Genomic DNA, 14,138 nt, shown 5'->3' with positions numbered 1-14,138 from the left:
GGGCGGGGGTGCACGGCGATGGGCAAGCGGGGGCGGGGTGCCAAGAAGCGGGAGCCGCGTCCCCGCCGTGCGCTGTCCGCCCCGTTCGTCGTCGCCCCGCCCTCAGGATGCCGCATCCGCACCCGCCTGCACCTCTCGCCCGCCGACGTAGTCGTCCTGCGGGCGGTCGGGGCGCACTTGGGCGCGCTGGCGGGGGTGGATCTGGCGGCGCGGGTGCGGATCGGGAACGTACCCGCCGCGCGCAATCGGCGGGCCGAGCGGAAGAAGGCGCTGACCGGCCGTTCCTCGTCCCGCTGGGCGGGGTCGATCACCCGCACCAGCGAGGACCAGTACCAGCTGGCCCGGCGGGCGTTGAACGCCCGTATCGGCTCGCTGCGCCAGGCCATCGCCACGATCACCGCCCGCCTCGCCATCGCACCCGGCAGCCGGGAGCGGCGAGGGCGCAGGTGGGTACGCGGGTACGCCGACAACGCCGAGCGGCGGGCCAAGCAGCAACGGCTGCAGATCCTTGAGGGCGAGCTGCGCCGGGCCGTGCGGGAACGCGAGAGCGGCCGGGTGCGCATCACCCGGGGCGGACGCCGCCTGCTCCATTCCCGCCACCATCTCTACGACAGCGCCACCTCCCCCAAGCCGCTGAGCGAGGCTGACTGGCGGGCGCAGGTGGAGGGCTGGGGTGAGGTCTGGTCGGCGCGTCGGATGTTTCTCACCGCCGACGGCGAGGCCGGGGCGCCATTTGGGAACTACACCCTGAGCATCAACCCGGCCGACGGCCAGGTCGCGATGGTGCTGCCCGACCCGCTGCGCCCGGCTTACGCCAACGCCCCGCGCGGCCGGTACGTGCTGGACGCGGCGGCGACCTTCAGCCACCGGGGCGAGGCATGGGCGGACCGGATCGCCTCGGGCGCCTCGGTCCGCTACGACATCACCTACGACCCGACGCGCGGACGCTGGTACCTGGATGCCTCCTGGTCTGCCACGGCCAAGGGGCAGAAGGTCACGGTCCCGGCCCTTGAGACGCTGCGGCGGCATCGGGTGCTCGCGGTGGACGTGAACGCCGACCACCTCGCCGCCTGGATCATCGACCCCCACGGCAACCCCGTCGCCACCCCCCACACCATCCCCCTTCAGCTGTCCGGGCTGCCCGCCACCACCCGGGACGCGAGGCTGCGCGAAGCCATCTCGCAGCTTCTGCACCTCGCGCAGCACCATGAATGCGCGGCACTCGTGATCGAGAACCTTGACTTCGCCGACGCCCGCGCCACCGGCCGGGAGAAGCTGGGCCGGGGCAGGCGCGGCAAAGCCTTCCGGCGCACGGTGGCGGGCATCCCGACCGGGAAATTCCGTGACCGGTTGGCCGGGATGGCCCACCATGCCGGGCTCTCCGTGATCGCGGTCGACCCTGCGTATTCGAGCAGGTGGGGTGCCCAGCACTGGCTCAACCCCCTCAAAGAACAGCAGACTTCTTCCGGTTCGACCACCGTCACAGGGCATCATGCCGCCGCGGTGGTCGTCGGCAGACGCGGTCTGGGCTGTACGGCCCGGCGCAGGAATGACGGACCCCGCCAAACCCCTGCCACCACCGCCTCACGGCGTGCTGAGGCAGGGGCCGTGCGACCAGAGGATCGCACCGGGACCACCGCCCCCGTAGCGTCGAGTCACCACAGCACAGGCCGTACGGAGCGGACAGCTCCGGCACGGACCTCGCGCAGCACCCTAGTGGTGCGTCAGACACGAGCGCGCCCACCCGGAAAGCACCCGCCCCACGGCCCCACCACCGTTCGGGGGCCCAGCATCCACGACCAGCTCACGCTGTTCGGAATGCCCGATACGGCCAACATTGGCCAATCAACTTAGGAACGGTTAACTCACCTGGGGCAAAAGGACTTTCACTGTTACACCTCTTGACGGCCGGAGTGGCTGAGAGCACATTGGGCCCACTTTGAGAGCGCTCTCACCGGGACCCGCACACCCCACTCCGTACCCGAGAGGCACGCCCCATGAGTGAAACCTCCGGCATACCCAGACGGCGACGCATGCTCGTGGCCGTACTCAGCACACTCGGTCTGGCGGCCGCCATCGCGACGGCCGCCACCCTCCCCGCCGACGCCTCCGCGCCCACGCCCCCGGCGGGCTGGACCCAGGTCTTCCTCGACGACTTCAACGGCGCCGCGGGCACCGGCGTCAACACCTCCAACTGGCAGTACGCGACCGGCACCGGCTATCCGGGCGGCCCCGCGAACTGGGGCACCGGGGAGGTCGAGACGATGACGAACAGCACGAACAACGTCTCCCTCGACGGCAGCGGCAACCTGCGCATCACCCCGATCCGCGACTCGGCGGGCAACTGGACCTCGGGCCGCATCGAGACCAACAGCACCGCTTTCCAGCCCCCGTCGGGCGGCAAGCTGCGCGTCGAGGCGCGCATCCAGATGCCCAACGTCACCGGCACCGCGGCCGAGGGCTACTGGCCGGCGTTCTGGATGCTGGGCGCGCCCTACCGGGGCAACTACCAGAACTGGCCGAGCGTCGGCGAGCTGGACATCATGGAGAACGTCCAGGGCCGCAACACCGTGTGGGCCACGATGCACTGCGGCACCAACCCGGGCGGCCCGTGCAACGAGACGACCGGCCTCGGCAACTCCGTCGCATGCCCGAACACGACCTGCCAGTCGGGATTCCACACCTACACCATGGAGTGGGACCGTTCGGTGAGCCCGGAGGCGATCCGCTTCTACGTCGACGGCGTCAACTTCCACACGGTCACGGCCAGTCAGGTCGACGCGACGACCTGGACCAACGCCACCAACCACGGCTTCTTCATCATCCTGAACGTGGCGATGGGCGGCGCGTTCCCCGACGCGTTCGGCGGCGGCCTGGACGGCGACACCCGGTCCGGCGTCCCGATGACCGTCGACTACGTCCAGGTGCTGTCGGCCGGTGGGAGCGGTACCACGCCTCCGCCGACCGACACCCGCGACGCCTACGCGACCATCCAGGCCGAGTCCTACAACAGCCAGTCCGGTACGGCCACGGAGACGACGACCGACACCGGCGCCGGCCAGAACATCGGCTCCCTCGCCAACGGCGACTGGGCGCTCTACCAGAACGTCAACTTCGGCTCCACGGCGGCCACTCAGTTCGTCGCCCGGGTGGCGAGCGGTGCGGCGACCGGCGTCAGCGGTCTGGTCGAGGTGCGCCTGGACAGCCGTACCAGCACACCGATCGGCAGCTTCTCGATCGCCAACACGGGCGGCTGGCAGTCCTGGAGAACGGTCCCGGCGAACATCAGCTCCGTCACCGGCACCCATGACGTCTATCTCAGCTTCACCAGCGGCCAGTCGGCCGACTTCGTGAACGTGAACTGGTTCAACTTCGGTCACTGACACGGCTGTCGGCTCAGCGCCCCGCGAGGAAGGCCTCGCGGGGCGTCGCCGTCACTTCCGTCGGCGCAGCGCCTCGACGACCTTGGGGAGCACGGTTCCCACGACGAGGGCCGCGAGGGGGACCACGACGTCCACCCAGGGGTCCCGGATCGGCCGGTACACGGTGGTGCCGTCCCGCATCTCGATGTAGCCGACGGGCCTGGCCTCGACTCCCCCACCGCCTCCGCCGCCGTCGCCGGTCCCCTTCCCGCCGCCCACGCGTACGACTCCCCCGCCGAACCCGAAGCCGACCCTGGCGACCGGGATGACGGTGACGTCGTGGGCGGTCACGGGTTCGCCGTAGACGACGGTCACCGAGGCGCGGCCACCGAGCCTTTCGGCGAGGCGGTCCAGCAGGGTGCCGGAGGGGTGGGCCACCGTCGGGTCCGGGCCGACCACGGGTGCGGGCGGGGGCGGGGCGTCGTGCTCGGATTCACTCATGGCGGGCCACCGTCCTCCTCGGGAGCGGCGCCGACCGGGCTACGCCGCGATATGGACGTACGCCGAACGCAAGCCGCTTCACCATAGGCCGGAGGCCCCCCTTCCGTCAGCGCCCCGACGGACCGACAACAACTCAACGCCCAAAGGGGCGCGGGGACTTGCGCGACCAGCCACAACGGATCCGCAGCCGAAAGACGACCCATCGCCGTGCCCCCAGCGGAGCGTCACCGCAGCTCCGCCCGGAACCCCGCCGGCGTCAGGTCCGTGTGCTGGTGGAAGAACTTCGAGAAGTTGGCTGCGTCGGGGAAACCCACCGCCGCGCCGACGCGGCCGATCGGCATGTCGGTGTGGGCCAGCAGCCGCTTCGCCTCCAGGATCACGCGCTTGTCGATGAAGCCCTTCGGGGTCTCGCCGGTCGCGGCGCGGACCGCGCGGACGAGGGTACGGCGGGAGTAGCCGAGGGCGTCGGCGTAGGCGCTGACGCTGTGGTTGGTGGCGAAGCCCTTCTCCACGGCGTCCCGGAAGAGCGTGAAGGTGGTGTCGGACTGCCGTCTGGCCGCCTCCGCGGAGCTCGCCGCGAGGTGGGCGAGGCGCAGCAGGAACGCCGTGAGCGAGTGGCGCAGCACCGAGGTGTGCAGGCTGAGCGGGAGCGTCGAGGAGTCCTCGTACTCGCGCTGGAGCTGGGCGAGCGCGGACCTGAGCCCCGCGAGCTGCGGCTCGTCGGGGTGGAGCAGGGGCGGCAGGTCGTAGCGGTAGAGGCCGGTGGCCTCCACCGTGGCGCGGGGCAGGAAGCCGGGCTGCATGGTGAGGACGGTTCCGCGGTACCCGCTCGTGCGCGAGAAACGGTGGACCTGCCCCGGGCGGATCCACAGCAGGTCGCCGGCCGTCGCCTCGTACTCGGCGAAGTCGATCATGTGGTGCACGGGGCCCTCGTCGAAGAGCATCACGACGTGGAAGTCGATGCGGTGCACGCGCTCCAGCGGTGCGTCGGCGTGCCAGGTGCGGTCGGTGCCCATGGGGCCGACCTGCATGCCGACTCCACACACGCTCAGCTCTACGGGGAAGGGGAACGTTCGGATCCCGTCCACTTCCCCGTCACCGTCTCCGCCTTGGATGGTTCTGTCCGCCATGTCCTTCTCGTGCCGCTCAGCTGGTGCTGTCCGTGTCCCACTTTCACCACAGGCTGACACACGGTGACCTTCTCCTGTAAAAGTCAGACTTTTAAGGTTGAACGCAACAGACCGGTCACTCCGCTCCGATCGAGGACTTCTTGAAGATGAGCACGCAGACACCGGACAGCTTCGAATGGACCGAACTCGACCGGCGTGCCGTCGACACCGCCCGCCTGCTGGCGGCCGATGCCGTGCAGCAGGTCGGCAACGGCCACCCGGGCACCGCGATGAGCCTGGCCCCGGCGGCGTACACGATCTTTCAGAAGGTGATGCGTCACGATCCGGCTGATCCCGAGTGGACCGGTCGTGACCGCTTCGTCCTCTCCCCCGGCCACACCTCGCTGACGCTCTACACCCAGCTCTTCCTCTCCGGGTACGAGCTGGAGCTCGACGACCTCAAGGCCTTCCGCACCCACGGTTCGAAGACGCCCGGTCACCCCGAGTACGGGCACACGGCCGGCGTCGAGACCACCACCGGCCCTCTCGGCCAGGGCGTCGCCAACGCGGTGGGCATGGCGATGGCCGCCCGCTACGAGCGCGGCCTGTTCGACCCCGAGGCCCCCGAGGGCGCCTCCCCCTTCGACCACACCATCTGGGGGATCGTCTCCGACGGCGACCTGGAGGAGGGCATCTCCGCCGAGGCCTCCTCCCTCGCCGGCCACCAGAAGCTCGGCAACCTCGTCTTCCTCTACGACGACAACCACATCTCCATCGAGGGCGACACCGCGACCGCCTTCTCCGAGGACGTTCTGAAGCGGTACGAGGCCTACGGCTGGCACGTGCAGCGGATCGAGCCCGCGCTGGGCGGCGACATCGACGTCCACGCCCTCTACGCGGCCCTCAAGTCCGCCCAGGCCGAGACCGAGCGGCCGTCCATCATCGCGATGCGCACGATCATCGCCTGGCCCGCCCCGAACGCCCAGAACACGGAGGCCTCGCACGGTTCCGCGCTCGGCGCCGACGAGATCGCCGCCACCAAGCGCCTCCTGGGCTTCGACCCGTCGCGGTCCTTCGAGGTGGCGGACGAGGTCCTCGCCCATGCCCGCCGGGCCCTGGACCGGGGCGCCGAGGCGCACGCCGCCTGGGACAAGCAGATCGACAAGTGGCGCGGCGCCCAGCCGGAGCGGGCGAAGCTGTTCGACCGGATCGTCGCCGGCCAGCTCCCCGAGGGCTGGGAGTCATCGATCCCGGTCTTCGAGGAGGGCAAGGCGGTCGCCACCCGCGCCGCCTCCGGCAAGGTGCTCCAGTCGCTCGGCGCGGTCATCCCCGAGCTGTGGGGCGGCTCCGCCGACCTCGCCGGCTCGAACAACACCACCATCGACAAGACGAGCTCCTTCCTTCCGAAGGGCAACCCGCTCCCGGAGGCCGACCCCTACGGCCGCACGATCCACTTCGGCATCCGCGAGCACTCGATGGCCGCGGAGATGAACGGCATCGCGCTGCACGGCAACACCCGTATCTACGGCGGCACCTTCCTGGTGTTCTCCGACTACATGCGCAACGCCGTCCGCCTCTCCGCGCTGATGCAGCTGCCCGTGACGTACGTCTGGACGCACGACTCCATCGGCCTCGGCGAGGACGGCCCCACCCACCAGCCGGTCGAGCACATCGCCGCGCTGCGCGCCATCCCGGGCCTGAACATCGTCCGCCCGGCCGACGCCAACGAGACGGCCATCGCCTGGGCCGAGATCCTCAAGCGGCACGCCACGAACCCGGCCCCGCACGGCCTCGCGCTGACCCGCCAGGGCGTGCCGACGTACGCGCCGAACCCGGACGCGGCCAAGGGCGGTTACGTCCTTCGCGAGTCGTCCAAGGCGACCCCCGACGTCGTCCTCATCGCCACCGGCTCCGAGGTCCAGCTCGCCGTCGCCGCGCGCGAGGCGCTGGAGGCCGAGGGGGTCGGCACCCGGGTGGTGTCGATGCCGTCCGTGGAGTGGTTCGAGGAGCAGCCGCGCGAGTACCGCGACAGCGTCCTTCCGCCGTCCGTGCGAGCGCGCGTCGCAATCGAGGCCGGGATCGGTCTGACGTGGTACCGGTTCGTAGGTGACGCAGGACGCATCGTCTCCCTCGAACACTTCGGCGCCTCCGCCGACGCGAAGACCCTGTTCGCCGAGTACGGCTTCACCGCCGAGAACGTCGCCGCCGCAGCCAAGGCCTCCCTCGCTGCCGCGCGCGGTTGATCCGATCGCCAGAAAGAAGATGATCAAAGTGACCGAAGCAACCGCGACCGCGGGAGCACTCAAGCGCCTGTCCGACGAGGGCGTCTCCATCTGGCTGGACGACCTGTCGCGCAAGCGGATCGAGTCCGGGAACCTCGCCGAACTCGTCGAGACGAAGCACGTGGTGGGTGTCACCACCAACCCGTCCATCTTCCAGGCCGCCATCGGCTCCGGCGAGGGCTACGAGGAGCAGCTCGCCGACCTGGCCGTGCGCGGCGTGACGGTCGACGAGGCCGTCCGGATGATGACGACCGCCGACGTGCGCGCCGCCGCCGACGTCCTGCGTCCGGTGTACGACGCCACGGGCGGCCGCGACGGCCGGGTCTCCATCGAGGTCGACCCGCGCCTCGCCCAGAACACGCGGGCGACGATCGCCGAGGCCAAGCAGCTCGCCTGGCTGGTGAACCGACCCAACGTGATGATCAAGATCCCGGCGACGAAGGCCGGTCTCCCGGCGATCACCGAGGTCATCGGCCTCGGCATCAGCGTCAACGTCACGCTGATCTTCTCGCTGGAGCGCTACCGCGAGGTCATGGACGCCTACCTGGCGGGCCTCGAGAGGGCCGCCGAGAAGGGCCTCGACCTCTCCACCATCCACTCCGTGGCCTCCTTCTTCGTCTCCCGCGTCGACTCCGAGATCGACAAGCGGCTGACGGTCATCGGAACCGACCAGGCGCTGTCGCTCAAGGGCAAGGCCGCGCTGGCGAACGCGCGGCTCGCCTACGAGGCCTACGAGGATGTCTTCGGCGGGCTCCGCTGGACCGCCCTCGCCGGCGCCAAGGCCAACAAGCAGCGTCCGCTGTGGGCCTCGACCGGCGTGAAGGACCCGGCGTACAAGGACACGCTGTACGTCGACGACCTGGTCGCGCCGGGCACGGTCAACACCATGCCGGAAGCCACGCTGAACGCCACCGCCGACCACGGCGACATCATCGGCGACACCGTCACCGGCGGCTACGCGCAGGCCCGCGCCGACCTGGCCGCCGTGGAGCAGCTCGGGATCTCGTACGACCAGGTCGTGCAGCAGCTGGAGGACGAGGGCGTCGCCAAGTTCGAGGTGGCCTGGAACGACCTGCTGGACGCCGTGACGAAGTCCCTGAACAGCAAGGGGGTCGACGGCGAATGAGCGAGGAGCTTCCCGACACGACGGAAACCGAGACGGCGGCGGAGGTGACCACCCCGGCCACCCCGGCCACCCCGGTCCTCCCGGCCGCCGACTGGTCCGACGAGTGGTCCAATCCCCTGCGCCACCCTCAGGACCGCCGCCTCCCCCGGATCGCGGGCCCGTCCGGGCTCGTCATCTTCGGTGTCACCGGCGACCTGTCCCGCAAGAAGCTGATGCCGGCCGTGTACGACCTGGCCAACCGCGGGATGCTCCCGCCGGGCTTCTCGCTGGTCGGCTTCGCCCGGCGCGACTGGGAGGACCAGGACTTCGCGCAGGTGGTGCACGACTCGGTGCGCGAGCACTCCCGGACCCCGTTCCGCGAGGAGGTCTGGCAGCAGCTCGCCGAGGGCATGCGGTTCATCCCGGGTGACTTCGACGACGACCAGGCGTTCAAGCAACTGCGCTCCGCGGTCGACGAGTTGGACGCCTCCCGGGGCACCAACGGCAACTACGCCTTCTACCTCTCCGTACCGCCGAAGTTCTTCCCGAAGGTCGTCCGGCAGCTCAAGAAGCACGGGCTGGCCGACGCCCCGGAGGGCTCCTGGCGACGAGCGATCATCGAGAAGCCGTTCGGCCACGACCTGTCGAGCGCACGTGAGCTGAACGCCCTCGTGCACGACGTGTTCGAGCCGGACCAGGTGTTCCGCATCGACCACTACCTCGGCAAGGAGACCGTCCAGAACATCCTGGCGCTCCGCGATCACGATGGCCGAGGACATCGGCATCGGCGGCCGCGCCGGCTACTACGACGGCATCGGCGCCGCCCGTGACGTCATCCAGAACCACCTCCTCCAGCTGATGGCGCTGACCGCCATGGAGGAGCCCATCGCCTTCGACGCCGAGTCGCTGCTCACCGAGAAGCTCAAGGTGCTGAAGTCGGTGCAGCTGCCGGAGAACCTGGGCGAGCACACGGTGCGCGGGCAGTACGCGGCGGCCTGGCAGGGCGGCGAGCAGGTGCTCGGCTACCTGGAGGAGGACGGCATCGACCCGGCCTCCACGACGGACACGTATGCCGCCATCAAGGTGAACGTCGACAACCGGCGCTGGGCGGGCGTGCCCTTCTATCTGCGCACCGGCAAGCGCCTGGGCCGCCGGGTCACCGAGATCGCGGTGGTCTTCCAGACGGCCCCGCACTCCCCCTTCGACTCCACGGCCACCGAGGAGCTGGGCAAGAACGCGATCGTCATCCGCGTCCAGCCCGACGAGGGCATGACGGTCCGGTTCGGTTCGAAGGTTCCCGGCACCTCGATGGAGATCCGGGACGTGACGATGGACTTCGCCTACGGCGAGTCGTTCACGGAGTCCAGCCCGGAGGCGTACGAGCGGCTCATCCTGGATGTCCTCCTCGGGGACGCCAACCTGTTCCCCCGCCACCAGGAAGTGGAAGAGTCCTGGAAGATCCTCGACCCGATCGAGGAGCACTGGGCGACGCACGGCCGGCCGGCGCAGTACGCGTCGGGCAGCTGGGGACCCGAGGAAGCCGACGAGATGCTCGCACGAGACGGACGGAGCTGGCGCAGGCCATGAAGATCGACCTGACCGACACCACGGCAAGCAAGATCAACAAGGCACTGGTGCAGGGCCGCCGCGCCATCGGCACCCCTGCCGTGGGCATGGTCCTGACGATGGTCATCGTCACGGACGAGGAGAACGCCTACGACGCGATCAAGGCGGCCGAGGAGGCCTCGCACGAGCACCCCTCGCGCACCCTGGTCGTCATCAAGCGGCACGCCCGCACCCCGCGCGACCGCACCAACTCGCACCTCGACGCCGAGGTCCGGGTGGGCGCCGACGCCGGCACCGGCGAGACCGTGATCCTGCGGACGTACGGCGAGGTGTCCGACCACGCCGACTCCGTCGTCCTGCCCCTCCTGCTGCCGGACGCCCCGGTCGTCGTGTGGTGGCCGGTGGACGCGCCCGAGAACCCCGCGAAGGACCCGCTGGGGGCACTGGCCCAGCGCCGGATCACCGACCTGTACGCGGTGGAGAACCCGCTTCAGGTGCTCGAGACCCGGGTCCGCTCCTACGCGCCCGGCGACACCGACCTCGCCTGGACCCGGCTCACCCCGTGGCGCTCGATGCTGGCGGCGGCGCTGGACCAGGCCCGGGAGCGGATCATCTCGGGGGCCGTGGAGGCCGAGGAGGACAACCCGGCCGCCGAACTGCTCGCGCGCTGGCTGGAGGCGCGGCTGAAGGTGAAGATCGACCGGGTCGTCACCGCCGGTCCGGTCGTCACGGCCGTGCGCCTGGGCACCGCGAACGGCGAGGTCGTCATCGACCGCCCCGAGGGCCCGCTGGCCACGCTGTCCCTGCCGGGCCAGCCCTCCCGCACCCTCGCGCTGAAGGTCCGCACCACCTCCGAACTCATCGCCGAGGAGCTCAGGCGCCTCGACGCGGACGAGATGTACGCCGTCGCCCTGCGGGGCGAGGGCACCAAGGAGACCCCTTCCCATGTCTGACTCTCCCCGGCTCACCCGCCGCCCCGAGTGGACCGCCCTGGAGGACCACCGTGCCGAGTGGCACGGCCATCTGCGGGAGCTGTTCGCCTCGGACCCCGCACGGGCCGAGCGGTACGTCGTGCACGTCGGTGATCTGCGCATCGACTACTCCAAGCACCTGATCACCGACGAGACGCTGGCCCTGCTGCAGGAACTGGCCACGGCCACCGGCGTGTCCGGGCTGCGCGACGCCATGTTCCGGGGCGAGAAGATCAACGTCACCGAGGACCGGGCCGTCCTGCACACCGCGCTGCGGGCCCCCGCGGGCGCGGTGATCGAGGTCGACGGCGAGAACGTAGTGCCGGGGATCCACGCGGTCATCGACAAGATGAGCGCCTTCGCGAACCGGGTCCGCTCCGGCGAGTGGACCGGGTACACCGGCAAGCGCATCAAGAACGTCGTCAACATCGGCATCGGCGGCTCGGACCTGGGTCCGGCGATGGCGTACGAGGCGCTGCGGGCCTTCACGGCACGGGAGTTGACGTTCCGCTTCGTGTCCAACGTGGACGGCGCCGACCTGCACGAGGCGGTGCGCGACCTGGATCCGGCGGAGACGCTGTTCATCGTCGCGTCCAAGACGTTCACCACGATCGAGACGATCACCAACGCGACCTCGGCCCGCTCGTGGCTTCTGGAGGGCCCCGGCGGCCTCGGCGAGGACAAGGCCGTGGCGAAGCACTTCGTCGCCCTGTCGACGAACGCCGGCAAGGTCACCGAGTTCGGCATCGACCCGGACAACATGTTCGAGTTCTGGGACTGGGTCGGAGGCCGCTACTCCTACGACTCCGCGATCGGCCTGTCCCTGATGATCGCCATCGGCCCGGACCGCTTCCTGGAGATGCTCGACGGGTTCAGGATCGTCGACGAGCACTTCCAGAACGCTCCCGCCGAGGACAACGCCCCGCTCCTCCTCGGCCTGTTGGGCATCTGGTACGGCAACTTCTTCGGCGCCCAGTCACACGCCGTACTGCCCTACAGCCACTATCTGTCCAAGTTCACGGCCTACTTGCAGCAGCTGGACATGGAGTCCAACGGCAAGTCGGTGGACCGTGACGGCAACCCGGTGGAGTGGCAGACCGGACCGGTGGTGTGGGGCACGCCCGGCACCAACGGGCAGCACGCCTACTACCAGTTGATCCACCAGGGTACGAAGCTCATCCCGGCGGACTTCATCGGCTTCGCCCGTCCCGTCGACGAACTGAGCGACGAACTCAAGGCGCAGCACGACCTGTTGATGGCCAACCTGTTCGCGCAGGGGCAGGCGCTCGCCTTCGGCAAGACCGCGGAGGAGGTGCGCGCGGAGGGTGCGTCCGAGGAGCAGGTGGCGCACCGCACCTTCAAGGGCAACCACCCCACGACCACGATCCTGGCGAAGGAACTCACTCCCTCCGTCCTCGGCCAGCTGATCGCCCTCTACGAGCACAAGGTGTTCGTCCAGGGCGCCGTCTGGAACATCGACTCCTTCGACCAGTGGGGCGTCGAACTCGGCAAGGTCCTCGCCAAGCGCGTCGAACCCGCCCTCACCGAAGGCGCCGACGTGCCCGGTCTCGACGCCTCCACCACCGCCCTCGTGGCCGCCTACCGTGAACTGAAGGAAGTGCACTGACATGCAGTTGGGACTCATCGGCCTCGGCAAGATGGGCGGCAACATGCGCGAGCGGATCCGCCGCGCCGGCCACACCGTCATCGGCTACGACCGCAACCCCGAAGTCTCCGACGTGGCGAGCCTGTCCGAACTGGTCGACAAGCTCGAAGCCCCGCGCACCGTCTGGGTGATGGTCCCGGCCGGCGCCGCGACGCAGACCGTCGTCGACGAGCTCGGCGACCTCCTGTCCGCCGGCGACACCGTGGTCGACGGCGGCAACTCCCGCTGGACCGACGACGAGAAGCACGCCGAGGAGCTGGGTGCCAAGGGCATCGGCTTCGTCGACGCGGGCGTCTCGGGCGGTGTGTGGGGTCTGCAGAACGGCTACGCCCTGATGGTCGGCGGCGACAAGGAGCACGTGGACCGGCTCCAGCCGATCTTCGAGGCGCTCAAGCCGGAAGGGCCGTACGGCTATGTCCACGCGGGCAAGGTCGGTGCCGGGCACTTCTCCAAGATGGTCCACAACGGCATCGAGTACGCCATGATGCAGGCCTACGCCGAGGGCTGGGAGCTGCTGGAAGCGGTGGACTCGGTCACCGACGTGCGCGAGGTGTTCCGGTCCTGGCAGGAGGGGACGGTCATCCGTTCCTGGCTGCTTGACCTCGCGGTGAACGCCCTCGGCGAGGACGAGCACCTGAACAAGCTGCGCGGCTTCGCGGAGGACTCCGGCGAGGGCCGGTGGACCGTCGAGGCGGCCATCGACAACGCCGTACCGCTGCCGGCGATCACCGCCTCGCTCTTCGCCCGGTTCGCGTCCCGCCAGGACGACTCGCCGCAGATGAAGATGATCGCGGCGCTGCGCAACCAGTTCGGCGGGCACGCCGTCGAGTCGAAGGAGTAGCGCGCCGTGGGGGACCTCCTGCTGGTCCGCCACGGCGAGACGGAGTGGAGCGTGTCGGGACAGCACACCAGCTGGACCGACCTGCCCCTCACCCAGCACGGCGAGGAACAGGCCAAGTTCCTCGCTCCACTCCTCTCGTCGCGGACCTACGCCCTCGCGCTGACCAGCCCGCTGGCCCGCGCGATACGCACCGCCGAACTGGCGGGCATCACCGGGGCCGTACCCGACCCCGACCTGCACGAGTGGGACTACGGCGCCTACGAGGGCGTCACCACCGTCGACATCCACCGCACCCGCCCCGACTGGTACCTGTGGACCGACGGCGTACCACCGGGCCCGGACGGCCACCCCGGCGAGTCACCCGCGGAAGTGGGGCAGCGCGCCGACCGTGTGCTGGCCCGGGTGGACGCCGCCCTCCCCGGCGGCGATGTGGTCCTCGTGGCCCACGCCCACTTCCTACGGGTACTCACGGCCCGGCGGCTGGGGCTCGCCCCGGCGGACGGGCGACTCTTCCAGCTGGCGACCGGCACGGTCAGCCGACTGTCCACGGAACACGGCCGGCCCGTGATCGCGGAGTGGAACACCCGGCTGTAGGACACCGGACGGCGCCCGGGCTGCAGAACGTCTCCGAACTCGCTCAACACCCCTGGTGGGGCGAGGGAGTTGACGTAGCGGCCTGGGCCGCCACCGTCCAAGGAGTACGTGAACGGGATCGTGCGGCAGTGCCCCTCCGGC

Annotated in this window: 10 protein-coding genes and 1 pseudogene; 9 read left to right on the top strand and 2 right to left on the bottom strand. The window is 70.1% G+C overall.

Annotation, left to right across the window (positions count from 1 at the left end):
* Positions 1–18: 18 nt before the first annotated feature.
* On the top strand, positions 19–1,854 hold the full coding sequence (locus IG08_RS0140605) for a hypothetical protein (RefSeq protein ID WP_052425064.1): 1,836 nt from the start codon (positions 19–21) through the stop codon (positions 1,852–1,854).
* Positions 1,855–1,997: 143 nt separating this feature from the next.
* Positions 1,998–3,383 carry a glycoside hydrolase family 16 protein gene (locus IG08_RS0140600; RefSeq protein ID WP_030615226.1) on the top strand — a complete coding sequence of 462 codons (1,386 nt, stop codon included), beginning with the start codon at positions 1,998–2,000 and terminating at the stop codon, positions 3,381–3,383.
* A gap of 51 nt (positions 3,384–3,434) precedes the next feature.
* Here the strand turns inward: IG08_RS0140600 and IG08_RS0140595 are convergent, their stop codons facing one another.
* Positions 3,435–3,863, bottom strand: coding sequence for a spore germination protein GerW family protein (locus tag IG08_RS0140595; protein WP_078655927.1), 429 nt, complete (start codon positions 3,861–3,863; stop codon positions 3,435–3,437).
* Between the two features lie 224 nt (positions 3,864–4,087).
* Complete coding sequence (locus IG08_RS0140590) at positions 4,088–4,993, bottom strand: helix-turn-helix domain-containing protein (RefSeq protein ID WP_030615224.1); 906 nt, start codon at positions 4,991–4,993, stop codon at positions 4,088–4,090.
* Positions 4,994–5,139: 146 nt separating this feature from the next.
* Here IG08_RS0140590 and tkt point away from each other — a divergent pair, with 146 nt between their 5' ends.
* From tkt to IG08_RS0140555, 7 genes and pseudogenes are all read left to right on the top strand, one after another.
* Positions 5,140–7,215: a transketolase gene (gene tkt, locus IG08_RS0140585; RefSeq protein ID WP_030615217.1), complete on the top strand. Its 2,076-nt coding sequence runs from the start codon at positions 5,140–5,142 to the stop codon at positions 7,213–7,215.
* A 19-nt stretch (positions 7,216–7,234) separates the two neighbouring features.
* Positions 7,235–8,380: a transaldolase gene (tal, locus tag IG08_RS0140580; protein WP_030615215.1), complete on the top strand. Its 1,146-nt coding sequence runs from the start codon at positions 7,235–7,237 to the stop codon at positions 8,378–8,380.
* A pseudogene (gene zwf / locus IG08_RS54880) lies at positions 8,377–9,946 on the top strand (glucose-6-phosphate dehydrogenase). Before tal ends, zwf begins: the two are co-directional and overlap by 4 nt.
* Entirely contained in the window at positions 9,943–10,878 is a 936-nt protein-coding gene (gene opcA, locus IG08_RS0140570) for a glucose-6-phosphate dehydrogenase assembly protein OpcA (RefSeq protein WP_030615213.1), read from the top strand. Before zwf ends, opcA begins: the two are co-directional and overlap by 4 nt.
* Positions 10,871–12,523 (top strand): glucose-6-phosphate isomerase, encoded by a 1,653-nt coding sequence (gene pgi, locus IG08_RS0140565; protein WP_030615209.1) that lies wholly within the window; start codon positions 10,871–10,873, stop codon positions 12,521–12,523. The genes opcA and pgi overlap by 8 nt, the downstream gene beginning before the upstream one ends.
* Position 12,524: 1 nt before the next feature.
* Entirely contained in the window at positions 12,525–13,403 is an 879-nt protein-coding gene (gene gnd, locus IG08_RS0140560; RefSeq protein WP_030615206.1) for a phosphogluconate dehydrogenase (NAD(+)-dependent, decarboxylating), read from the top strand.
* A 6-nt stretch (positions 13,404–13,409) separates the two neighbouring features.
* Positions 13,410–13,997: a histidine phosphatase family protein gene (locus tag IG08_RS0140555; protein WP_030615204.1), complete on the top strand. Its 588-nt coding sequence runs from the start codon at positions 13,410–13,412 to the stop codon at positions 13,995–13,997.
* Positions 13,998–14,138 lie beyond the last annotated feature (141 nt).

Source organism: Streptomyces fulvoviolaceus, from assembly GCF_000718165.1.
GTDB lineage: Bacteria > Actinomycetota > Actinomycetes > Streptomycetales > Streptomycetaceae > Streptomyces > Streptomyces fulvoviolaceus.
Note: the sequence above shows the minus strand (reverse complement) of the source record. Positions and strands in the feature narration are given on the sequence as shown.